The 22,217-nt window shown below is 62.1% G+C and carries 20 protein-coding genes; 1 reads left to right on the forward strand and 19 read right to left on the reverse strand.

Annotated elements, in window-relative coordinates; translation table 11 throughout:
* Nucleotides 1-14 precede the first annotated feature (14 nt).
* On the reverse strand, nucleotides 15-2,723 hold the full coding sequence (gene secA / locus KI613_RS17485; RefSeq protein ID WP_226401746.1) for a preprotein translocase subunit SecA: 2,709 nt from the start codon (nucleotides 2,721-2,723) through the stop codon (nucleotides 15-17).
* A gap of 112 nt (nucleotides 2,724-2,835) precedes the next feature.
* Nucleotides 2,836-3,756, reverse strand: a complete 921-nt coding sequence (locus KI613_RS17490; RefSeq protein ID WP_226401748.1) for a M23 family metallopeptidase — start codon at nucleotides 3,754-3,756, stop codon at nucleotides 2,836-2,838.
* A 10-nt stretch (nucleotides 3,757-3,766) separates the two neighbouring features.
* On the opposite strand from KI613_RS17490, the gene KI613_RS17495 reads away from it, so the two are divergent.
* Complete coding sequence (locus tag KI613_RS17495; RefSeq protein ID WP_226401750.1) at nucleotides 3,767-4,201, forward strand: DciA family protein; 435 nt, start codon at nucleotides 3,767-3,769, stop codon at nucleotides 4,199-4,201.
* Here the strand turns inward: KI613_RS17495 and KI613_RS17500 are convergent.
* From KI613_RS17500 to mraZ, 17 genes are all read right to left on the reverse strand, one after another.
* Nucleotides 4,188-4,376, reverse strand: coding sequence for a hypothetical protein (locus tag KI613_RS17500; RefSeq protein WP_226401752.1), 189 nt, complete (start codon nucleotides 4,374-4,376; stop codon nucleotides 4,188-4,190). The two genes, KI613_RS17495 and KI613_RS17500, sit on opposite strands and share 14 nt — an antisense overlap.
* 105 nt (nucleotides 4,377-4,481) lie before the next feature.
* On the reverse strand, nucleotides 4,482-5,396 hold the full coding sequence (lpxC, locus tag KI613_RS17505) for a UDP-3-O-acyl-N-acetylglucosamine deacetylase (RefSeq protein ID WP_226401754.1): 915 nt from the start codon (nucleotides 5,394-5,396) through the stop codon (nucleotides 4,482-4,484).
* Nucleotides 5,397-5,479: 83 nt separating this feature from the next.
* Nucleotides 5,480-6,661 carry a cell division protein FtsZ gene (gene ftsZ / locus KI613_RS17510; RefSeq protein ID WP_226401756.1) on the reverse strand — a complete coding sequence of 394 codons (1,182 nt, stop codon included), beginning with the start codon at nucleotides 6,659-6,661 and terminating at the stop codon, nucleotides 5,480-5,482.
* Between the two features lie 38 nt (nucleotides 6,662-6,699).
* The gene (gene ftsA / locus KI613_RS17515) at nucleotides 6,700-7,929 is read right to left on the reverse strand and encodes a cell division protein FtsA (protein ID WP_226401758.1); all 1,230 of its coding nucleotides are present in this window, start codon (nucleotides 7,927-7,929) and stop codon (nucleotides 6,700-6,702) included.
* 4 nt (nucleotides 7,930-7,933) lie between these two features.
* Nucleotides 7,934-8,674, reverse strand: coding sequence for a cell division protein FtsQ/DivIB (locus tag KI613_RS17520; RefSeq protein WP_226401760.1), 741 nt, complete (start codon nucleotides 8,672-8,674; stop codon nucleotides 7,934-7,936).
* 8 nt (nucleotides 8,675-8,682) lie between these two features.
* A complete protein-coding gene (locus KI613_RS17525) occupies nucleotides 8,683-9,588 on the reverse strand; it encodes a D-alanine--D-alanine ligase (protein WP_226401762.1) in 906 nt (301 codons plus the stop codon).
* A 57-nt stretch (nucleotides 9,589-9,645) separates the two neighbouring features.
* Nucleotides 9,646-11,037: a UDP-N-acetylmuramate--L-alanine ligase gene (gene murC, locus KI613_RS17530; RefSeq protein WP_226401764.1), complete on the reverse strand. Its 1,392-nt coding sequence runs from the start codon at nucleotides 11,035-11,037 to the stop codon at nucleotides 9,646-9,648.
* A complete protein-coding gene (murG, locus tag KI613_RS17535; protein ID WP_226401766.1) occupies nucleotides 11,034-12,092 on the reverse strand; it encodes an undecaprenyldiphospho-muramoylpentapeptide beta-N-acetylglucosaminyltransferase in 1,059 nt (352 codons plus the stop codon). Before murG ends, murC begins: the two co-directional genes overlap by 4 nt.
* A complete protein-coding gene (ftsW, locus tag KI613_RS17540) occupies nucleotides 12,089-13,252 on the reverse strand; it encodes a putative lipid II flippase FtsW (protein ID WP_226401778.1) in 1,164 nt (387 codons plus the stop codon). Before ftsW ends, murG begins: the two co-directional genes overlap by 4 nt.
* Entirely contained in the window at nucleotides 13,249-14,601 is a 1,353-nt protein-coding gene (murD, locus tag KI613_RS17545; RefSeq protein WP_226401780.1) for a UDP-N-acetylmuramoyl-L-alanine--D-glutamate ligase, read from the reverse strand. The genes ftsW and murD overlap by 4 nt, the downstream gene beginning before the upstream one ends.
* Nucleotides 14,601-15,704, reverse strand: coding sequence for a phospho-N-acetylmuramoyl-pentapeptide-transferase (gene mraY, locus KI613_RS17550; RefSeq protein ID WP_226401782.1), 1,104 nt, complete (start codon nucleotides 15,702-15,704; stop codon nucleotides 14,601-14,603). Before mraY ends, murD begins: the two co-directional genes overlap by 1 nt.
* Entirely contained in the window at nucleotides 15,704-17,074 is a 1,371-nt protein-coding gene (locus KI613_RS17555) for a UDP-N-acetylmuramoyl-tripeptide--D-alanyl-D-alanine ligase (protein ID WP_226401784.1), read from the reverse strand. Before KI613_RS17555 ends, mraY begins: the two co-directional genes overlap by 1 nt.
* Nucleotides 17,071-18,558 (reverse strand): UDP-N-acetylmuramoyl-L-alanyl-D-glutamate--2,6-diaminopimelate ligase, encoded by a 1,488-nt coding sequence (locus tag KI613_RS17560; RefSeq protein WP_226401786.1) that lies wholly within the window; start codon nucleotides 18,556-18,558, stop codon nucleotides 17,071-17,073. Before KI613_RS17560 ends, KI613_RS17555 begins: the two co-directional genes overlap by 4 nt.
* A complete protein-coding gene (locus tag KI613_RS17565; protein ID WP_226401788.1) occupies nucleotides 18,555-20,303 on the reverse strand; it encodes a peptidoglycan D,D-transpeptidase FtsI family protein in 1,749 nt (582 codons plus the stop codon). The genes KI613_RS17560 and KI613_RS17565 overlap by 4 nt, the downstream gene beginning before the upstream one ends.
* Nucleotides 20,303-20,560, reverse strand: a complete 258-nt coding sequence (ftsL, locus tag KI613_RS17570) for a cell division protein FtsL (RefSeq protein ID WP_226401790.1) — start codon at nucleotides 20,558-20,560, stop codon at nucleotides 20,303-20,305. Before ftsL ends, KI613_RS17565 begins: the two co-directional genes overlap by 1 nt.
* Entirely contained in the window at nucleotides 20,560-21,486 is a 927-nt protein-coding gene (gene rsmH / locus KI613_RS17575) for a 16S rRNA (cytosine(1402)-N(4))-methyltransferase RsmH (RefSeq protein WP_226401792.1), read from the reverse strand. The genes ftsL and rsmH overlap by 1 nt, the downstream gene beginning before the upstream one ends.
* Nucleotides 21,483-21,929 (reverse strand): division/cell wall cluster transcriptional repressor MraZ, encoded by a 447-nt coding sequence (mraZ, locus tag KI613_RS17580; RefSeq protein WP_226401794.1) that lies wholly within the window; start codon nucleotides 21,927-21,929, stop codon nucleotides 21,483-21,485. Before mraZ ends, rsmH begins: the two co-directional genes overlap by 4 nt.
* Between the last annotated feature and the right edge of the window lie 288 nt (nucleotides 21,930-22,217).

Below are 22,217 nucleotides of genomic sequence, written 5' to 3' on the forward strand. Positions count from 1 at the left end.
GGAATCAGCAAAAATCAGGACAGTTTTCCGTGGCAGTGCTTGTATTTCTTGCCCGAACCGCAGGGGCAAGGATCGTTGCGTCCAACCTTTGGCCCTGTGTCGGCCGGCTGTTGTGGCGGCACCTCGCCCACATCGCCCAACGCCTCGTCAAACCCGGCGTGCTGGTACTGGACATTCTGCACATCGGCGTGCGGGGCGGTTTCCTCAACATCTTCCGGCGAGCGAATCTGCACGGTAAAGACGATGCGAGTGACTTCCTTGCGCACGAGGTCAAGCAGGCCTTCGAAGAGCTCGAAAGCTTCGCGCTTGTACTCCTGCTTCGGGTTCTTCTGGGCGTAACCGCGCAGATGGATACCCTGACGCAGATGGTCGAGCGCCGCCAGATGTTCGCGCCAGTGGCTGTCGAGGCTCTGCAACATGACATTGCGCTCGAACTGCTGGAAGTTGGTCGCACCGACCAGTTCAACCTTGGCCCGATAGGCTTCGTCAGCTTCCTTGGTGATACGGGCCAGGATTTCTTCGTCGGACAGCGTCGGCTCGTCCTTGAACCACTGAGCAACCGAGGCATTGATCTGCAGTTCGGTAGCCAAGGCTTGCTCAAGGCCTTCCATGTCCCACTGTTCTTCGACCGACTCGGCCGGAACGTAGGTACGGAAGACATCGGCGATGACGCTCTGGCGCATGGCGGTGATGGTTTCGGAAATATCGTCCGTTTCCAGCAGCTCATTACGCTGCTGGTAGATCACCTTGCGTTGGTCGTTGGAGACGTCGTCGTATTCGAGCAACTGCTTGCGGATATCGAAGTTGCGAGCCTCAACCTTGCGCTGCGCGGATTCCAGCGAGCGAGTAACGAGCGGATGCTCGATAGCTTCGCCTTCCGGCATTTTGAGCTTGTCCATGATGGAGCGCAGACGCTCGCCGGCAAAGATGCGCAGAAGTGGGTCGTCGAGTGACAGGTAGAAGCGCGAAGAACCGGCATCGCCCTGCCGACCGGCCCGGCCGCGCAACTGGTTGTCGATGCGACGCGACTCGTGACGCTCGGAGCCGATGATGTGCAGGCCGCCAGAAGCCAGCACGGCATTGTGCACTTCCTGCCACTCGGCCTTCATCGCGGCAGCCTTCTGCTCCCGTTCAGCGGCCGGCAGCGACTCGTCATCACGAATGGCGGCCAGCGGCTTCTCGATATTGCCGCCAAGCACAATGTCAGTACCGCGACCGGCCATGTTGGTAGCGATGGTCACCATTCCCGGTCGACCGGCCTGGACAACGATTTCCGCTTCGCGGGCATGCTGTTTGGCGTTCAAGACCTGATGCGGCAGTTTTTCCTTGTCGAGCAGACTGGACAGCAGCTCCGAAGCCTCGATCGAGGTCGTACCGACCAGCACCGGCTGACCACGCTTCGAACAATCCTTGATATCGGCGATGATCGCCGTGTGCTTCTCGTCAGCGGTCTTGTAGACGAGATCGTTCATGTCCTTGCGGACCATCGGCCGATGGGTCGGAATGACGACCGTTTCAAGACCGTAGATCTGGTGGAATTCGTAAGCTTCAGTATCGGCCGTGCCGGTCATGCCGGACAGCTTGTTGTACATCCGGAAGTAGTTCTGGAAGGTGATCGAGGCCAGGGTCTGGTTCTCGGCCTGAATTTTCACGCCTTCCTTGGCTTCGACGGCCTGATGCAAGCCATCGGACCAGCGGCGCCCCGTCATCAGACGGCCGGTAAATTCGTCGACGATGACCACTTCGTCGTTCTGCACGACGTAATGCTGATCCTTGTGGAATAGCGTCATGCCACGCAGCGCAGCATTGAGGTGATGCATCAGCGTGATGTTGGCGGCGTCGTAAAGGCTGGTGCCTTCCTTGAGCAGGCCGTGTTCGGCCAGCAACTGCTCGGCGTGTTCGTAACCGGTTTCCGAGAGGTGAACCTGATGGCCCTTCTCGTCGACCCAGTAATCGCCCGCGTCAGCTTCTTCCATCGCCCGCGTCAGGTTGGGAACAACATCCTTCATGCGCAGGTAAAGATCGGTGTGGTCTTCAGCCTGGCCAGAAATAATCAGCGGCGTCCGGGCTTCGTCGATCAGGATCGAGTCGACTTCGTCGACGATGGCGAAGTTCAGGGTGCGCTGCACGCGTTCGCCGGCCGTATAGACCATGTTGTCACGCAGGTAGTCGAAACCGAATTCGTTGTTGGTGCCGTAGGTGATGTCGGCAGCGTAGGCGGCTTGCTTGGCCTCGTGATCCATCTGCGACAGATTGACGCCGACAGTCAAGCCGAGGAAACGGTGCAGACGGCCCATCCAGTCAGAGTCACGGGTCGCCAGATAGTCGTTAACCGTGATGACATGGACACCCTTGCCAGAGATGGCGTTGAGGTAGGCCGGCAGCGTGCCGACCAGCGTCTTGCCTTCACCGGTGCGCATTTCGGCGATCTTGCCGTCATGCAGCACCATGCCGCCGATCATCTGGACATCAAAATGCCGCATACCGAGAGCCCGGACGCCGGCTTCGCGAACTACCGCAAAAGCCTCCGGGAGCAGCGCGTCAAGCGATTCGCCGTTGGCGTGGCGCTGACGGAATTCGTCGGTCTTGGCACGCAAGGCGTCATCGCTGAGCGCCTGCATGGCCGGTTCAAACGCATTGATGCGCTTGACTGCCTGGGAATATTGTTTGATCAGCCGGTCGTTGCGGCTGCCGAAAATCTTTTTGAGTAGGCCGGATATCATCGCGATGAAATTGGGTTGTGCAGCAAGGTTTGCGCAGTGCGGCAAAGCGACGATTCTAACACGCCCCCATGACCCGATGATGACGACCTAAATCAAGGGGATTCGAGACAGCTTAACGGCGCTTGACCAGCGCGTATTCGTCACCCTGCTTGAGGAAGTGGGCCGGATTCTGGGCAACACCCAGCATGCGCACCTCAAAATGCAGATGTGGCCCGGTCGACCGCCCGGTCGTACCAACGGCGCCAATCTGTGTTCCGCGCTTGATCAGGCTACCCGCCTGAACATCCATACGAGAAAGGTGAGCGTAGCGGGACGTCAGCCCCTCGCCATGGTCAACTTCGATCAGATTGCCGTATTCGGGATGATAGGCGGCCGACAGCACCACACCGGCAGCCGCGACGACAACCGGCGTGCCAGTCTCGGCAGAGAAATCCATTCCTTCGTGCATCGAACGCAGGCCGGCAATCGGATCGTTGCGATGACCGAACGGCGACCCCAGGGCAGCGTTCTTGACCGGCAATATTGTCGGCAACAGGCGATCCTTGACCCGCTTCTCAAGCAACTTGAATTCCAGGAAAGCCAAGTCATCGCTACGCTGCTCGACCTCACCGGCCAGTCGATCGATCTCGTGCTGCAGTTCAATGGCCGACATCGGCGCGGCGATGTAAGGCCCCCCCTGACCTGGCTTGGCCACATCGGCCACAGGCGGGCGCTTGATGCCGACCAGCCCGGACATGCGTTCGCCCAAGGTGTCGAGCTGCATGACCTTGCCCTGCAATTCACCCAGCCTGGTCGCCATCAACTGCAGATTATTGTTGAGGTGGTCCCGCGTCTTCTTGGCCTCCTGTTGCTGCATGGACAGCATCAAATCTTCGACCAGCGGCAGACGCAGGTGAACCGACAGCCAGGAGAACAGCGCCGAGGTCGAAAAGACCAGCACCACGAAGACGAACAGCGCCATCACCAGATGCCGAGGCATAATGGTGACTGTTCTCGCCGCCTTCAGATGGCGCGAAACCAGAATAATCTGCATGGAACCTCCTATGTACAAAGGGCCTGAGTACTATCTCGACAAGGACGCCGCCGCCGGCAGGGTCATGGCCCACGCCCGGTTGTTGCTCAAGCTCTCACGTCGCTTCGAAGCGGTCGCCCCGGCAGGGCTGCGCCACTCGGCTCACGTTGCCAATTACAAGCTGGGGACAATCATTATCCACGCCGATAACGGCGCGGTCGCTGCCAAGATTCGCCAGTTAAGTCAGCGCTTGAGCAACGAGTTATCGAAAGGCGGGGCGGAGTGTAGCGGCATCGAGGTAAAAGTACAACCCCGCCAAATTCCTTCCCAATCAACAAGTTCGACTCAAAAGCCGCTCTCCGACAAGGCAATCGGCATACTGCAATCAACCACCGACACACTACCGGAAGGCCCGCTCAGGAAGGCTCTGGACAATCTGCTGAAGCGCGCCGCTAGAGTGGAATGATCGCCAGGCGCTCGATAAACATCAGCGCAAAAACGACCAGCGCGAAAACGATCCCGTATTTGAAAAGACGCCAGCTCAGGGCGAGGTAGTAGCGGTTGCCGGTGAACGTGTAGACCAGCAGGCCGGCACCTATCGCCACGACAAGGATGGCTGCCAGCAGACGCAGCAGCCACATCGCTATTCCTTGGCCGGGGCGCTCAGGCCGCGAAGACGAGCCGCAGACAGTGCTTTGGCACGGCCAGGCGACGTCGACAAAGGCATGAGTGGCTCGGCAAAGGAATCAGGCTGCCTGGGCGAGCCAGCGGGTGACACCACTCGGCGCGTGCTCCGCTTGCTCGAAGGTGGCGATTTCCCAACAGTCCTGTTGTTCGAGAAGAGCGCGGGCCAGCTGGTTGTTCATAGCGTGGCCGCCCTTGTGCGACGAATAGGCGGCGAGCAGCGGATGACCAAGCAGGTAGAGGTCGCCGATGGCGTCGAGAATCTTGTGTTTGACGAACTCGTCGCCGTAACGCAGGCCGTCCTGATTGAGGACGCGAAATTCGTCGAGAACGATGGCGTTTTCCAGTCCGCCACCAAGGGCCAGACCGTTTTCACGCAGGTATTCGACTTCCTGCATGAAACCGAAGGTCCGGGCGCGCGAAACTTCACGAGTATAGGACTGCTCGGCGAAATCGATTTCGGCCTTCTGGGCCGACTTGTCGATGGCCGGATGGTTGAAAACGATGGAAAAAGTCAGACGATAACCGTCGTAAGGCTCGAAACGCGCCCACTTGTCGCCGTCACGAACTTCGATGGGCTTGGTGACGCGAATGAATTTCTTGGCAGCGTTCTGTTCCTCGATGCCAGCGGACTGGATCAGAAAAACGAACGGCGCAGCCGAACCGTCGAGAATGGGCACTTCGGGCGCATCCAGATCGATCCAGGCATTGTCGATGCCGAGGCCGGCGAGGGCCGACATCAGGTGTTCGATGGTACCAACCTTGACCCCGTCCTTTTCGAGACAGGAGCACATGCGCGTATCGCCGACCATGAAAGCCTTGGCAGGGATATCCAGTGGTTCCGGCAGATCGACGCGGCGGAAGACGATGCCGGTATCCGGGGCAGCCGGGCGCAGGGTCATATTGACCTTGACTCCACCGTGCAGGCCAACGCCGGAGGCGCGAATGACTGTCTTCAACGTGCGTTGCTTGAGCATGCTAAGTGCTTGAATGATTGGGGAAGGTGACGGATTGTAACACAAGCCGTCACCACCCTTTTTCAGAGAGAGTTTTTGTTACATCAATCCGCCTGTTTGCGCAGGAAAGCCGGAATGTCGTAACGATCGACACCGCTGTTGGCCAGAGCCTCGACGGTCACATTACGCTTGCGGACGACGGCCGGGACGTCAGCCATCTGGTTGTAGTCGATGGCCGGGCCGTTCGAGAAGGCGACGGCGTCGCTGGTGCCAGTAGCCTGAACGAGAACCGGCTGGGTGAACACTTCCGGCTGGCGGGCACGGGCTGCGGCAACCTGGCCGAGGCCGGTGGCCACGACGGTGACGCGCAGGGCGTCGCCCATCAGTTCGTCATAGACGGCACCGAAGATGATGTGGGCATCGTCAGCAGCGAAGGCCTTGACGGTGTTCATCACTTCGTTGACTTCCTTCATCTTGAGGCCGCCCTTGGCCGCCGTGATGTTGACCAGCACGCCACGGGCGCCGGACAGGTTGATACCTTCGAGCAGCGGCGAGGCAACGGCCTGCTCGGCGGCGATGCGGGCGCGATCAACGCCGGCAGCAGCGGAGGAGCCCATCATGGCGCGGCCCATTTCACCCATGACGGTACGGACGTCTTCGAAGTCGACGTTGACCAGACCCGGATAGGTAATGATTTCGGCGATACCGCCAACAGCATTTTTCAGCACGTCGTCGGCCGCGCGGAAGCAATCGTCGACATCGGCGTCGTCGCCCATCACTTCCATGAGCTTGTCATTGAGAATGACGATCAGCGAATCGACATGCTTGGAGAATTCGGCGATGCCGGCTTCAGCCGACTTCATGCGCTTGTTGCCTTCAAAGCTGAACGGCTTGGTGACCACGCCAACGGTCAGGATGCCCATTTCGCGGGCGATTTCGGCGACAACCGGAGCGGCGCCGGTACCTGTACCACCGCCCATGCCGGCCGTGATGAAGGCCATGTGGGCGCCTTCGAGCGAAGCGCGAATTTCTTCACGGTGGGCATCGGCAGCGGCCTGGCCGGCTTCCGGCTTGGCACCGGCGCCGAGGCCGGTCTTGCCGAGCGACAGCTTGCTCGATGCGGCATTGCGGCTGAGCGCCTGAGCGTCGGTGTTGGCGGCAATGAATTCAACGCCACTGACGCCTTCGCGAATCATGTGCTCGATGGCATTGCCACCCGCACCACCCACGCCGAATACCTTGATGATGGTACCGGCATCTTCGTCTTTCTCGATGATCTCAAACATGATGACTACCTCCTCTGAAAAAACTGTTCAACAACAAATCAAAAATTCTTGGCAAACCACGACTTCATGCCGTCAAAGACGTCCTTGAAGCCCTGCTTTTCCTGGATCTTCTGGCCGCGCTTGCGCTGGGCCTGGGCTTCGAGCAGCAGGCCATAGGCGGTCGAGAAGCGCGGGCTTTGCACGACGTCGGCCAGACTGCCGGTGTATTTCGGGTTGCCAAGGCGAACCGGCATGTGGAAGATTTCCTCGCCCAGCTCGACCATCCCCGGCATGACGCTGGCGCCGCCGGTCAGGACGATGCCGGACGACAGCACCTCCTCGAAACCGGCCCGACGCAGCTCGTTCTGGATCAGCTCGTAGAGCTCCTCGACACGCGGCTGGATGACGTCGGCCAGGGCGCGACGGCTCAGCTTGCGGCTCGGCCGGTCGTCGACACCGGCGACTTCCATGTTTTCGGCGGCATCGGCGAGTTGCGACAGAGCGCAGCCGTATTTGCACTTGATGTCTTCGGCTTCGCGGGTCGGCGTGCGCAGGGCCATGGCGATATCGTTGGTGACTTGGTCGCCAGCGATGGGAATGACTGAGGTGTGGCGGATGGCGCCCTGTGTCCACACGGCGATGTCGGTCGTGCCGCCGCCGATGTCGATCAGGCAGACGCCAAGATCCTTTTCATCCTCGGAGAGCACGGCGTAGCTGGAGGCCAGCGGTTGTAGCACGAGATCATTGACCTCGAGCCCGCAGCGCCGCACGCACTTGACGATATTCTGGGCCGCCGAAACGGCGCCGGTGACGATGTGCGTCTTCACTTCGAGGCGCATGCCGCTCATGCCGATCGGCTCGCGGATGCCGTCCTGGCCGTCGATGACGAATTCCTGGGTGAGGATGTGCAGGATTTCCTGATCGGCCGGAATCGGCATGGCCTTGGCCGTTTCGATGACGCGTTCGACGTCGCTCTGGGTGACTTCCTTGTCCTTGATCGCCACCATGCCGTTCGAGTTGAAGCTCTTGATGTGGCTGCCGGCGATGCCCGTGTACACGTTGGTCACCTTGCAGTCGGCCATCAGCTCGACTTCCTGGACGACGCGGCTGATGGTGTGCACGGTGTCCTCGATGTTCACCACGACGCCTTTCTTCAGGCCGCGCGAATCTTGCGAGCCCATGCCGATGACGTTGAGATTGCCCTCCTGGTTGATCTCGGCGACCAGCGCGACGATCTTCGATGTCCCGATGTCGAGACCGACGACCAGATCCTTGTTGTCCCTGCTCATATGCTTACTTTCCCTTCCCCTCGCCCGCCATTCGCATGGCGAAACCATTCGGATACCGCAAATCCACGACTGCCGGCCGGACCGCCTGCCTGGCGACCGTTTCCGGATAAATTTCCAAAAAGCGCTGCAGTCGTACACCGACCGGCGCCTTCGGCTGTTCCCGCCCGATGTCCACCAACATGCCGTTCTGCAACTTGAGCTGCCAGGCCAGCCGTGGCGACAGCGTGAGTTGTACCGGCTTTTCGCCGACTGTTCCGAACGAGCCGACAAACTCGCTGTAATGCTTCAAAACCTCCTGCGCCGTTCCGTTCGGCCCGAAGAGCAGCGGCAAGTTGGTCGCCTCTCTCTCCGGCAGACCGGCGGCAAAGACCTCGCCGTAGCTGTTGACCAGCTCGCCGCGCCCCTCGCCCCAGCGCGCCACCGGTTTGTGCTCCTCGATCCTGATTTCCAGACGATCCGGCCACTGGCGACGCACGTCGACCTTGCGCACCCAGGGCAGCTTCTCGAGAGAACCGCGCACCTGCTCCAGATTCAGGCTGAAGAAATTGCCCTTCAGCGAACCCGGCAAAACCTGCTCCACTTCGCCGCGCCGGGTGTGCGGCAGCGGCTCGGCAAACACCACCTGCTTGACCGGCAGCGACGGCACGCGCACCAGCCAGACAGCACCGGCGGCCAGCAACGCCGCGGCGGCAACCAGCATGAGCAGGTCGGCAATGGCGTTGAGCAGGTGCGGTTTGTTCCACATTCATTGGCTCAGTCGTTGGTGGCGAGTTCGAGGACACGGCGGACCAGCGTCGGGTAATCCATGCCATTGACGCGGGCCGCCATCGGCACCAGCGAATGGTCAGTCATGCCCGGCGCAGTATTCACTTCGAGGAAGTAATGCTTGCCGTCCTCGTCCATCAGGAAATCGACGCGGCCCCAGCCGCGGCCGCCGAGGACGCGAAAGGCTTCGAGCGCGCCCTTGCGGATTTCCATTTCCTTGGCTTCGGGCAGGCCACACGGGCACAGGTAGCGCGTGTCGTCGCGGTTGTACTTGGCTTCGTAGTCGTACCACTCGGTAGCCGGCTCGATCTTGATGATCGGCATGGCTTCGTCGCCGATGATGCCGACCGTGTATTCGCCACCCATGACGCCCTTTTCGGCGATGACCAGCGGATCGTGGCGGGCGGCTTCTTCGTAGGCCGCCTTGAGCGCGCCGCGCTCCTTGACCTTGGTCACGCCAATCGACGAGCCTTCGCGGGCCGGCTTGACGAAAAGCGGCAGGCCGAGCTCTTCCTCGATGTCGCCGAAATCGGAGTCAGCCGTGAGCAGGGCGTATTCGGGAATGGCCAGGCCGGCCGCCTGCCACATCAGCTTGGTGCGGAACTTGTCCATGGCCAGCGCCGAGGCGAGCACGCCGGAGCCGGTGTAGGGAATGTGCATGACTTCCAGCGCGCCCTGAATCGTGCCGTCTTCGCCGTGGCGGCCATGCAGCGCGATGAAGGCGCGGTCGTAGCCTTTTAGCGCGTCGAGCGGTTGCGACGCCGGGTCGAAGGCATGAGCGTCGATGCCCTGCCCTTGCAGGGCGGCCAGCACGCGCGAACCGCTGTTCAAGGAAACTTCACGCTCGGCGGAGGTTCCACCGAACATCACGGCGACTTTGCCGAAATCAGACATGCTTTGCTCCAGACAGCTTTTCAATTTTGGGCATTTTTTCCGGTTGACCGTGGAAGTTCATACCTGACCTGCCACTTTCCCGGGAACGGCGCCAATCGAGCCGGCCCCCATGCACAACACCACGTCGCCATCGCGGGCGACATCCATGATCGTTTGCGGCATCGCCGCGATGTCCTCGACAAAAACCGGCTCGACCTTGCCGCTGACGCGCAGGGCGCGGGCCAGCGAACGGCCGTCGGCAGCGACGATGGGGGCTTCGCCGGCGGCGTAGATTTCGGCCAGCAGCAGCGCATCGACCGTGCTCAGCACCTTGACGAAGTCCTCGAAGCAATCGCGCGTCCGCGTGTAGCGGTGCGGCTGGAAGGCCAGCACGAGACGACGGCCAGGGAAGGCGCCACGTGCAGCAGCCAGCGTGGCGGCCATTTCGACCGGGTGATGGCCGTAATCGTCGACCAGCGTGAAGCTGCCGCCGTCCGGCAGCGCCACTTCGCCATAGCGCTGGAAGCGGCGGCCGACGCCCTTGAACTCGGCCAGTGCCTTGACGATGGCGGCGTCGGAAACCTGCACTTCGGTGGCCACGGCAATGGCCGCCAGGGCATTCAGCACATTGTGCAGGCCCGGCGTGTTGAGCGTGATGGCCAGGCGGGTCGTCGTGCCATTGACGCGGACGCAGTCGAAACGCATCCGGCCATCCTCGGCGACGATGTTCTCGGCGTAGAAATTGTTCTCCGGTGACAGGCCGTAGGTGATGATCTGCTTCGGCACGCGCGGCATGATGTCGCGCACATTGACGTCGTCACCGCAGAGCACGGCCACGCCATAGAACGGCAGGCGATTGAGAAACTCGACGAAGGCCGACTTCAGACGCTCGAAGTCATGGCCATAGGTCTCCATGTGGTCGGCGTCGATATTGGTGACGACCGAAATGACTGGCGACAAAAACAGGAAGGAGGCGTCCGACTCGTCGGCCTCGGCCACCAAGAAATCGCCGCTGCCGAGACGGGCATTGGCCCCTGCCGCATTGAGGCGCCCGCCGATGACGAAGGTCGGGTCGATGCCGCCCTCGGCCAGGATACTGGCGACCAGGCTGGTCGTGGTGGTCTTGCCATGCGTCCCTGCGATGGCGATGCCGTGCTTGAGGCGCATCAGTTCGGCCAGCATCTGGGCGCGCGGCACGACCGGGATCTTCTTTTCGCGGGCGGCGACGACTTCCGGATTATCGGCCTTGACTGCCGTCGACGTGACGACCGCGTCGGCCCCGGCGATGTTTTCAGCGGCGTGGCCGATCATGACCTTGATGCCTTCGCCTTCCAGACGACGTGTCGTGGCGCTCGCCGCGATGTCCGAGCCACTGACCGTGTATTCGAGATTGGCCAGCACTTCGGCAATGCCGCTCATGCCCGAACCGCCGACGCCGACGAAGTGGATGTGTTTGACTTTATGTTTCATTTCGCGCTCTCTGCACAAATAGTCGCCACTTCTTCGGTGGCATCGGGCTTGGCCAGGCTGCGGGCCTTTTCAGCCATTTCCAGCAGTTGACCGCGGGAATAGTTGCGGATCAGCGCAATCGACTCCGGCGTCAGTTCGGTTTGCGGCAGCAGGAAGGCGCCGCCGACATTGACCAGAAACTTGGCGTTGCCGGTCTGGTGGTCATCGACCGCATGCGGGAAGGGCACGAGGATGCTGGCTACGCCGGTGGCCGCCAGTTCGGCCACGGTCAGCGCACCGGCCCGGCAGATGACCAGATCGGCCCATTCGTAGGCGCCGGCCATGTCTTCGATGAATGAAACGCAATGGGCCTGGACGCCGACCGCGGCGTAATTGGCCTTGAGCGCCTCGATATGTTTTTCGCCAGCCTGATGGACGATCTGCGGCTGCTCGGATTCGGCCAGCAGGGCCATGCCCTTGGGCACCATCTCGTTCAGTGCCTGGGCGCCGAGGCTGCCGCCGATGACCAGCACGCGCAAGGCGCCGGCGTGTTCGGCAAAGCGCTCGGCTGGCGGGGCGATTTTGGCGATTTCCGGACGCACTGGATTGCCGGCCCAGATGCCCTTGTTCAGCACATCCGGGAAGCCGGTCACGACGCGGTCGGCAACGCCAGCCAGGACGCGATTGGCCAGGCCGGCCACCGAATTTTGCTCATGGACAACCAGCGGCTTGCCGAGCAGCACTGCCATCATGCCGCCCGGGAAGGTGATGTAGCCACCCATGCCGAGCACAACATCGGGCTGCACCTGACGAATGGCCTTTTGCGCCTGCCAGAAGCCTTTAAGCAGATTGACCGGCAGCAGCAGCTTGCGCAGGAGGCCCTTGCCGCGCAGGGCGGCGAATTTCAGATTGACCATCTCGAAGCCATGCTGCGGCACCAGACGGGCTTCCATCCCATCCGGATTGCCGAGCCAGACGACGCGCCAACCGGCATCGCGCATCGAGTGAGCGACAGCCAGGGCCGGGAAGATGTGGCCGCCGGTCCCGCCGGCCATGATCATGATCGTCTTGCTCATAGCTTGCCTCCGCGCATCAATTGGCGATTTTCCCAATCAACCCGCAAGAGAATGGCCAAGGCCACACAGTTGGCCAACACGCCCGAGCCGCCGAAGCTCATGAGCGGCAGGGTCAGGCCCTTGGTCGGCAGCAGGCCCATGTTGACGCCCATGTTGATGAAGGACTGGACGCCGAACCAGATGCCCATGCCCATGGCGACGAGCGCCGGATAGAGACGGTCGAGCTGGACGCACTGGCGGCCAATGGCGAAAGCGCGCTGAACGAGCAACGCGAACAGCGCGATGATCGCGACGACGCCGAAGAAGCCCAGCTCTTCGGCAATCACGGCGAGCAGGAAGTCGGTATGCGCTTCCGGCAGGTAGAACAGTTTTTCGACGCTGGCGCCGAGGCCGACGCCGAACAGTTCGCCGCGACCGAAGGCGATCAGCGAATGCGACAACTGGTAGCCGCGACCGTAGGCATCGGCCCACGGGTCCATGAAGCCGAACACCCGGTCACGCCGGTAAGGCGAGACGATGATCATGATCGCGAAGGCAATGAGCAGACCGACGATGAGCAGCGCGAACAGCCGTGCCTTGAGGCCGCCGAGGAAGAGGATGCCCATGGCGATGGAGATGATGACGACCAGAGCACCAAAGTCCGGCTCCTTGAGCAGCAGCATGCCGACCACGGCCATGGCACCGAACATCGGCAGGAAGGCCTGCTTGAGGTCGTGCATGACGTTAATCTTGCGCACCGTGTAGTCGGCGGCGTAGAGCACGGCAAACAGCTTCATGAGTTCGGACGGCTGCAGGTTGGCAAAGCCGAGCGACAACCAGCGGCGGGCGCCATTGACATCGCGGCCGATGCCGGGGATCAGCACCAGCGCCAGCAGGGCGACGCCGATCATGAACAGGTAAGGCGCGTTCTTCTGCCACAGCGACAGCGGCACCTGAAAAGTGACTGCGGCGGCAACCAGCCCGATGCACAGGAAGACACCGTGGCGAACCAGGTAATAAGCCGGCTGATGCCCGGTGAAACGGCCGCCTTCGGCGATGGCGATGGAGGCCGAATAGACCATGACCAGCCCGGAGAAGAGCAGGATCAACACGCTCCACAGCAGCGCGTAGTCGATCTCGGCGACTTGCCGGCGCGGCGAATCGAGGGCGCCGATCATCATGATTGCAGCCCCTTCACGGCGTCGATGAAGGCCTGGGCGCGGTGAGCGTAATTCTTGTACATGTCGAGGCTGGCGCAGGCCGGTGAAAGCAGCACGCAATCGCCGGTTTGAGCGTGGCCGGCCAGCCAGCGGACAGCGGCTTCCATGTCGCCCAGAATGCGCGTCGGCACGCCACTGCCTTCGAGAGCCATGCCGATGGCGGCGGCGTCGCGGCCGATCAGCGCCACGGCGCGGCCGTGCTTTTCGAGGGCAGGCTTGAGCGGCGAGAAATCCTGGCCCTTGCCGTCGCCGCCGAGGACGATGGCGACCTTGCGGCCCATGCCTTCGATTGCGGCCAGCGTGGCGCCAACGTTGGTGCCCTTGGAATCATCAACGTAAAGCACGCCGTCGATTTCGGCGACGGTTTCGACGCGGTGCGGCAGACCGGCGAAGGACTTGAGCGGCTCAATCAGGCCAGCTGGCGCAACGCCGACGGCCTCGCACAGGGCCAGCGCGGCCATGGCGTTGGCGGCGTTGTGCAGACCGGACAGCTTGAGGTCGGCCAGCGCGACGAGCTTTTCCTTGCCGCGATGGATTGCCCCATCGGCAAAACCATAATCGACACTGCGCGGCGCGACATTCAGGCCGAAAGTCACCATCGTCCGACCGCAACGGCCGTTGGCCATCGACCAGTCGTCGTCACGGTTCAACACCATGACGCCCTTGCCCTGGAAGACACGCGACTTGGCAGCGGCGTAATTGGCCAGACTACCTTCGTAGCGGTCGAGGTGATCTTCCGAGACGTTGAGGACGGTGGCGGCTGCGGCATGAAGGTGATGCGTCGTTTCGAGCTGGAAGCTGGACAGCTCGACCACCCAGACTTGCGGCAATTTGCCGGCATCCTGCGCATCCATCAAGGCATCAAGCGCCGACGGCGAGATGTTGCCGCAGGCAATGGCCGGTACGCCGGCGCCGTTGAGCAGATGGGTGGTCAGCGCCGTGGTGGTGGTCTTGCCGTTGCTGCCGGTAATGGCGATGATCTTCGAGCCCGGCACCTGCTCGCGCACGCCGGCCGCGAACAATTCGATTTCTGACACTATTTTGCCGTTGACCGCAGCAATCACCGGCGTGGCCTTGGCAACACCCGGCGACAGAGCCACCAGATCGGCGCTGGCAAACGGGGCTTCAACGAACGGCCCGGCAATCAGTTCGGCCCCCGGCGCAACACGTTGCAGGGCATCGACGTTCGGCGGGTTGTCGCGCGAATCGGCGACGCGGACAAGCGCGCCCTGGCGATGCAGCCATTTGGCCATCGCCAGTCCGGACTCACCGAGCCCGACAACCAGAACGCGTTTGCCCTTGAGTTCCATCAGCGCAACTTCAAGGAAGACAGCCCGACCAGCACGAGCATGATGGTGATGATCCAGAAGCGGACGACGACCTGCGTCTCCTTCCAGCCCGATTGCTCAAAGTGGTGATGCAGCGGCGCCATGCGCAGGATGCGGCGGCCCTCGCCGAACTTCTTCTTGGTGTATTTGAAGTAGCTGACCTGCAGCATGACCGACAAGGTTTCAACGACGAAGACGCCGCCCATGATGAGCAGCACGATTTCCTGACGCAGGATGACGGCGACCGTGCCGAGTGCGGCGCCGAGCGACAGCGCGCCGACATCGCCCATAAAGACTTCGGCCGGATAGGCGTTGAACCACAGGAAGCCAAGCCCGGCCCCGGCAATCGCGCCAAGCAGGATGCACAACTCGCCCGCCCCCGGCACATAGGGAATGAGCAGATACTTGGAGAGCCCGGCGTGGCCGGTGACGTAAGCGAAAATGGCGAAGGCGCCGGCGATCATGACGGTCGGCATGATCGCCAGGCCGTCGAGACCGTCGGTCAGATTGACCGCATTGCTGGTACCGACGATGACGAAGTAGGTCAGAGTGATGAAGCCGACGATACCGAGCGGGTAGGCGATGGTCTTGAAGAAGGGAACGATCAGTTCGGTCTGTGCACCGGACGTGGCTGAGAAAGCCAGGAAGAGCGCTGAGCCGAGACCGAGCAACGATTGCCAGAAATACTTCCAGCCAGCCGACAGGCCTTTCGGGTCGCGATAAACCACTTTTTTCCAGTCGTCGTACCAACCGACGATGCCAAAACCGAGGGTGACGATGAGCACCGTCCACACGTATTTATTGGTCAGGTCTCCCCAGAGCAAGGTCGTGATGCCGATCGAAATCAGGATCAGCACGCCGCCCATGGTCGGCGTCCCCGATTTGACGAGGTGGGTTTGCGGCCCGTCGTTGCGCACCGCCTGACCGATCTTCTTGGCGGCCAGCCAGCGGATGACGCCGGGGCCGGCGGCAAACGAGATGAGCAGCGCGGTCAGCGTCGCCAGCACGGTACGCAGCGTGATGTAGTTGAAGACGTTGAAAAAGCGAACGTCCTGGGCGAGCCATTGGGCGAGTGCCAGCAGCATCAGTGATTCTCCTCGGCGGCGGCCGGCGCGGCGAGCGCATCGACCACGCGTTCCATTTTCATAAAGCGCGAGCCCTTGACCAGCACCGTGGTTTCCGGGCCCAGTTCCTTGTCGACCGCAGCAATCAGCTTTTCGATATTGCAGAAATGCCGAGCGCCTTCGCCGAAGTTGTGGACGGCCAGTTGCGCCGCGTCGCCGAGCGCGAACAGGCGGTCGATGCCCTGGCTCTTGGCGTAACCGCCGATTTCGTCGTGATACTGGCCGCTGGCCTCGCCGATTTCGCCCATGTCGCCGAGCACGAAGAGCTTGCGGCCGATGGTCGCGGCAAGAACGTCGATACCGGCGCGGACCGAGTCCGGATTGGCGTTGTAGGTATCGTCAAGAATTTCGGCGCCCTTGTTGCCGGCCCGCCGTTGCAGACGACCCTTGACGCCGCTAAAGGCCTCCAGCCCTGCCGCCACGGCGGCCATCGGCACACCGGCAGCCAGACAGGCAGCGGCGGCGGCAACCGCGTTGCGGGCGTTGTGACGGCCAGGAATATGCAGCGTGATCGCTGCTTCGCCCTCGGCTGCTGTCAGTTCGATGGCGATTTCGAGGCCGTGCTGACGGACAGCAGCGTGCACATCGGCGGCGTGATCGATACCGAAAGTACGCACGGTATGCTGACCAGCCATGCCGCGCCAGACATCGGCGTAGGCATCGTCGGCGTTGATCACGGCAACGCCATTCGGCCGCAGACCGCCAAAGATGCTGCCCTTTTCGCGGGCCACTTCGTCCATGTCGCCCATGCCTTCAAGGTGGGCGCGCTGGGCGTTGGTCACCAGTGCGACTGTCGGCGCGCCGATCGGCGCCAGGTAGGCGATCTCACCGGGGTGGTTCATGCCCATCTCGATGACGGCGGCGCGGTGCGAGAGGCGCAGGCCAAGCAAGGTCAGCGGCAGGCCGATGTCGTTATTGAAATTGCCGCGGGTGGACAGCACGGCGGCACCGAATTGGGCCTTGAGAATGGCGGCGACCATTTCCTTGGTCGTCGTCTTGCCGTTGGAGCCGGTCACGGCGATCACCGGCAGCGTGAACTGGGCGCGCCAGGCGGCGGCGAAGCGGCCGAGGGCGAGACGGGTGTCATCGACGACGACGGCGGAAACGCCAGCCGGCACCTTGCTTTCATTGGAGACGAGCAGGGCCACGGCACCGGAGGCGACCGCCTGATCGAGAAAATCATGCGCGTCGAAACGTTCGCCGCTCAGGGCGATGAATAGCTGGCCTTCGGCGACGGTACGGGTATCAGTCGATACGCCGGTCACGTCGACGTCGGGCCCGATCAGACGGCCATTGGTCGCCGTGGCGACTTGTGAGAGCAGCCACTTCATTGCGCTACCTCCTTCGATTGGGGACGGCGCAAGGCCAGCGCCGCGCTGGCCTGCTCGATGTCGGAAAAGGGATGGAGGACGCCGGAAACTTCCTGATAGGTTTCATGGCCCTTGCCGGCGAGCAGAACCACGTCGCTGGCCTCGGCCTCGAGGATGGCGCGCCGGATGGCGACGGCGCGGTCGGCCTCAACTTCGGCCTGCTGCATGCCGGCGACGATGGCCTCAATGATGGCCAGCGGTTGTTCGTTGCGCGGGTTGTCGCTGGTGACCAGCACGCGGTCGGCCAGACGCTCGGCCACTTCGCCCATCAACGGACGCTTGCCCGGATCGCGGTTGCCGCCGCAACCGAAGACGACGGACAACTTGCCGCCGCGCGAAACGGCCACCGGACGCAGCGCAACGAGCGCATTTTCCAGAGCATCCGGCGTATGCGAATAATCGATGACGACCAGCGGTTCGCCATTGCCGCCGACACGTTCCATGCGGCCCGGCGGCGGCGTCAGTTCGGACAGACGACGTGCCACTTCAGAAGCCTGGACCCCGGCGTCATGTAGGACGGCGGCGATGGCCAGCAAGTTGGAGATGTTGTAGCGACCGACCAGAACGGTTTCGACGGTCGCCCGGCCATTCGGCAGGACCAGGCTGAAGCGCTGGCCGAACGGGGTATCGACCAGGTTTTCGGCACGCACCAGCGCCGGGTAATCGCGCCGCTGCTCGCCGATGGCGTAGCCGAGGATGCGCATGGCCGTCGTTTCGCGCGACAGCAGGCGACCGAATTCGTCGTCCAGATTGACGATTGCCGTGCGCAGGCGCGGCCAGAGAAAGAGCTTTTTCTTGGCCTCGGCGTAGGCATCCATCGTGCCGTGGTAATCGAGGTGATCGCGCGTCATGTTGGTGAACACGGCGACATCGACGCGGGCGCCATTCATCCGGCCCTCTTCGATGCCGATCGAACTGGCCTCGAGCGCGCAGGCCACTGCACCATCGGCCCGGAAGCTGGCCAGATAGCGCATCAGGGTTGTCGCTTCGGGCGTCGTGAAACCAGTTTCGGTCAGCGCCTCGGGGAAGCCGGCGCCAAGCGTGCCGATGATGGCGCAGGGCTTCGGGTAGGCACGGGCCAAACACTGGCTGATCGTCGTCTTGCCATTGGTGCCGGTGATGGCAATCAGCGACAACCCTTCGCTCGGGTGACCATAGACGGCATGGGCGAGCGGGCCGGCCAGCGGACGCAGGGCGTCGACGGGGAGGTTTGCCACGGTCAACGGGAAATTTTGGCCAAAATTGAAATCACCGCCCGGCTGCCAGAACACGGCGACGGCACCGCGGGCCAGCGCGTCGGCGATGTAGCGGCGGCCATCGGACAAATCCCCCGGATAAGCCAGGAAGAGATCGCCCGGCTGAACCTGACGGCTGTCGTCGGCAACGCCGGTCGGCGTGACGCCCATGGCTTCGAGGCGGTCGAGTAGTTCGCGCGGGGTGCTCACAATTTGCCCTTTCCACTCGAAGCATCGGCCACCTGGATCGGCGCGTCGGGCGGCACACCAAGGGTGCGCAGCGCCCCACCAACGATCTGCGAGAACGCAGGGCCGGCCACGTCACCACCGTAGTGGGCGCCGCCGGTCGGCTCGTCGATCATCACGGCAACGACCAGACGCGGATCGCTGATCGGCGCGATGCCGACGAAAGAAGCGACGTATTTGCGGGCATAAACCCCGCCCTCGATCTTGTACGCCGTCCCCGTCTTGCCGCCAACGCGATAGCCGGCAACGCGCGCCTTGGGCGCCGTACCTTCCGGCTGGACGGCCATTTCGAGCATGACCCGCAATTCGCGCATGGTCTGCGGCGAAAAGACGCGAACGCCATGCGGCGGCGCGTCGTCGATCTTGGTCAGCGACAGCGGCATGAGCTCGCCGTCATGGGCAAAAACCGTGTAGGCCCGGGCCAGCTGAACCAGGCTGACGGCAATGCCGTGGCCGTAGGACATCGTCGCCTGCTCGATCGGCCGCCAGTTCTTCCACGGCCGCAGGCGGCCATTGACCTCGCCCGGGAAGCCGAGGTTCGGCATCTGGCCGAAACCGACGCTGTCGAACATCTCCCACATCTCTTTCGGCGGAAAACCCAGTGCAATCTTGGCCGTACCGACGTTGGAGGATTTCTGGATGACCTCCGCCACGCTCAGTGCTCCATGCGGATGGGCATCGGAAATGGTCGCGCTGCCAATCGTCATCCGACCCGGCGCGCAATTGATGATGGTGTCGAAGCGAACCTTGCCCTTTTCGAGTGCCAGCGCCGCCGTAAACGGCTTCATCACCGACCCCGGCTCGAAAGTGTCGGTAATCGCGCGATTGCGCAATTGCGCCCCGGACAGGCGCTCGCGGTTGTTCGGGTTGTAAGTCGGCCAGTTGGCCAGCGCCAGAATTTCGCCGGTGCGCGAATCGATGACGATGGCGCCGCCAGCCTTGGCATTGTTGGCCTCGACCGCCGCCTTGAGCTGGCTGAAGGCGAGGTACTGAATCTTGGAATCGAGCGCCAGGCGGACATCCTTGCCATCCTGCGGCGGCTTGGTCGCGCCGACGTCCTCGACGATATTGCCGCGCCGGTCACGAATAACGGTGCGGCTGCCCGGACGGCCGAGCAGACTGTTCTGGAAAGCCAGCTCGACGCCCTCCAGCCCCTTGTCATCCACGCCGGTAAAGCCGACGATGTGGGCCGTCATGTCGCCGGTCGGGTAAAAGCGGCGATATTCCTTTTCCTGATGTACCCCGGGAAATTTCAGTGCGCCGATACGATCAGCCGTCTCCGGCGACACCTGACGCTTGACGAAGGTGAAGGTTTTTTCGGAAGCGATCTTGCCATCCAGCTCGCGTACATTCATGTCGAGCATGCCGGCCAGCTGGCGCTTCTGCTCGCCATTCATCGTCCGCGCATCGCCTGGAATGGCCCAGATCGTCTTCATCGGCGTCGACACGGCCAGCATGTCGCCGTTGCGGTCGACGATCTTGCCGCGCGAGGCAGAAATCTCGATGTCGCGCAGATAGCGCGAATCGCCCTTTTGCTGCAGGAAGTCGTTATTGATGACCTGCAAATAGAAGCCGCGCGCCACGAGCGCCAGAAACGCGGCCATGAGCAGCAACCCAACGGTGCGCGAACGCCAGCCCTGCAAGGCCAGTTGCAGCACCGGGCTCTCGGTAAAACGGTGACCACGTTGCGGGCGACGGCGTACAACCATCAGTGCGCCCCCTTGGCTACGGCGGAATTCGGCGTCACCATATGCAGGCGCTCGCGAGCGATCTTTTCGATCCGCGGGTGATTGGCCCAGGTCGACATCTCGAGCTGCAACTGGCCATATTCGACATCAAGCTGACGCGCCCGCTCCTGCTCCGTCTCGAGCGCCTGAAACAGCTTGCGCGCCCGATGCTGGGAAGTCACCACACCCAGGGCGCAAAAGACGACGATCATGAGAAGGATCACATTGAAACGCAGCATTACAGTTTCTCGGCCACGCGCATCACGGCACTGCGTGCCCGCGGATTGGCATTGATTTCCGCCACGGATGGCCTGATGGGCTTGCCGACCAGGCGCAGCTTCGGCTTCGGCAACTGGTCAGCACGCAAGGGCAAACCCTTGGGCAGATCATCGGCCACCGATTCGTTGCGCATGAAGTTCTTGACGATGCGATCTTCGAGCGAGTGAAAACAGATCACCACCAGTCGGCCACCCGGCTTCAGCAAGCCGAGCGCCTGCGGCAGTGCTATCTCCAACTGGCGGAGTTCTTGATTGATATGAATCCGTAGAGCTTGAAAGCTGCGCGTCGCCGGGTCCTGCCCTGGCTCACGGGTGCGCACGGTCTCGCGTACGAGGGCCGCAAACTGACCTGTTGTGACAATAGGTTGTTCGATCCGAGCAGCCACAACCTTCTTTGCAATCTGGAAAGCAAACCGTTCTTCGCCATAATTTCTAATGACCTCCGTGATGTCTCTTATCTCGGCCCGCGCCAGCCACTCGGCCGCCGTCTCGCCCTGCGTCGTATCCATACGCATGTCGAGCGGCGCGTCGTAGCGAAAGCTGAAGCCGCGCTCCCCGTCGTCGATTTGCGGCGACGACACCCCTACATCAAACAAAACCCCATCAACATCACCCACGCCAGCCTCGTCCGCCGCCTCGGCCAGTTCGCCAAAAGCGCGGTGCACGAGCAAAAACCGGGAATCAGCGATAGCCGCGCCCGCCGCAATCGCCTGCGGGTCTCGGTCGACCGCGACCAGGCGGCCTTTTTCACTCAGTTCGGAAAGAATTCGGCGGCTATGGCCACCGCGCCCGAAGGTGGCGTCAACGTAGATGCCATCGGCCTTGATCGCCAGCGCATCCACCGCCTCCTCGAGCAGTACCGTCACATGGGCGGCACCGCGGGTCACAGGACAAGATCCCCGAAGCCCGGCGGCAAGTCGCCGGACAGCGCCTCCGCGGCCAGGTCATTCTGCTGCTTCCAGCCGGCCTCGCTCCATATCTCGAAGTGCGTTCCCATGCCGACCAGATAAACGGTCTTCTCGAACTTGGCGTACTCGCGCAACTCCGGCGCAACCAGGATGCGGCCGGCGGAATCGAGCTCCTCGGTACGGGCATTACCCACCAGCACGCGCTTGATCGAGGCCGAACGCGGATCAAGGCTCGAGGCCTTGAGAATCTGCTCACGGATCGGCTGCCAGGCCGGCGACGGATAAAGCAGCAGGCAGCGATGCGGATGCGCCGTCAGGACCAGCGCGCCCTCACTGGCGGCGAGCAGGGACTCACGGTGCCTTGCCGGTATGGCAAGCCGTCCCTTCGCATCCAGATTTAGTGCCGCCGCGCCTTCGAACATCTCTCGCCTCGCCCCCGTTTACCCACTTTTCAACACGTTTTCCCACTTTAGAACAACAACACTGCTCAGTCAAGCGAGAAATTGGGATTTTTTCTTACGCAACAAGGACTTACGGAAGTTTGCTTAGACGATTTTTGAGAAAAATTACCCTTAAAAATCAATGCAAGAACATTGACACTTAAAGTGACTTATCAGGAGTTGAGGCAAATCAAAAACATTCCCGGGCAACGCATGCCGACGTGGTAAAAAGTGGAATGTTCAAGGTGGACGAGCCACCGATCCGGCTGT

This window comes from Ferribacterium limneticum, from assembly GCF_020510585.1.
Lineage (GTDB): Bacteria > Pseudomonadota > Gammaproteobacteria > Burkholderiales > Rhodocyclaceae > Azonexus.

Coding starts and splice junctions, on each gene's coding strand:
- ftsA (WP_226401758.1), bottom strand. CDS start 7,929: ATGAGCAGGGACAACAAGGATCTGGTCGTCGGTCTCGACATCGGGACA.
- murC (WP_226401764.1), bottom strand. CDS start 11,037: ATGAAACATAAAGTCAAACACATCCACTTCGTCGGCGTCGGCGGTTCG.
- KI613_RS17500 (WP_226401752.1), bottom strand. CDS start 4,376: ATGTGGCTGCTGCGTCTGCTGGCAGCCATCCTTGTCGTGGCGATAGGT.
- ftsL (WP_226401790.1), bottom strand. CDS start 20,560: ATGCTGCGTTTCAATGTGATCCTTCTCATGATCGTCGTCTTTTGCGCC.
- KI613_RS17565 (WP_226401788.1), bottom strand. CDS start 20,303: ATGGTTGTACGCCGTCGCCCGCAACGTGGTCACCGTTTTACCGAGAGC.
- ftsZ (WP_226401756.1), bottom strand. CDS start 6,661: ATGTTTGAGATCATCGAGAAAGACGAAGATGCCGGTACCATCATCAAG.
- KI613_RS17525 (WP_226401762.1), bottom strand. CDS start 9,588: ATGTCTGATTTCGGCAAAGTCGCCGTGATGTTCGGTGGAACCTCCGCC.
- mraY (WP_226401782.1), bottom strand. CDS start 15,704: ATGCTGCTGGCACTCGCCCAATGGCTCGCCCAGGACGTTCGCTTTTTC.
- lpxC (WP_226401754.1), bottom strand. CDS start 5,396: ATGCTCAAGCAACGCACGTTGAAGACAGTCATTCGCGCCTCCGGCGTT.
- murG (WP_226401766.1), bottom strand. CDS start 12,092: ATGAGCAAGACGATCATGATCATGGCCGGCGGGACCGGCGGCCACATC.
- KI613_RS17495 (WP_226401750.1), top strand. CDS start 3,767: ATGTACAAAGGGCCTGAGTACTATCTCGACAAGGACGCCGCCGCCGGC.
- murD (WP_226401780.1), bottom strand. CDS start 14,601: ATGGAACTCAAGGGCAAACGCGTTCTGGTTGTCGGGCTCGGTGAGTCC.
- KI613_RS17490 (WP_226401748.1), bottom strand. CDS start 3,756: ATGCAGATTATTCTGGTTTCGCGCCATCTGAAGGCGGCGAGAACAGTC.
- ftsW (WP_226401778.1), bottom strand. CDS start 13,252: ATGATGATCGGCGCCCTCGATTCGCCGCGCCGGCAAGTCGCCGAGATC.
- mraZ (WP_226401794.1), bottom strand. CDS start 21,929: ATGTTCGAAGGCGCGGCGGCACTAAATCTGGATGCGAAGGGACGGCTT.
- KI613_RS17520 (WP_226401760.1), bottom strand. CDS start 8,674: ATGTGGAACAAACCGCACCTGCTCAACGCCATTGCCGACCTGCTCATG.
- secA (WP_226401746.1), bottom strand. CDS start 2,723: ATGATATCCGGCCTACTCAAAAAGATTTTCGGCAGCCGCAACGACCGG.
- KI613_RS17555 (WP_226401784.1), bottom strand. CDS start 17,074: ATGAAGTGGCTGCTCTCACAAGTCGCCACGGCGACCAATGGCCGTCTG.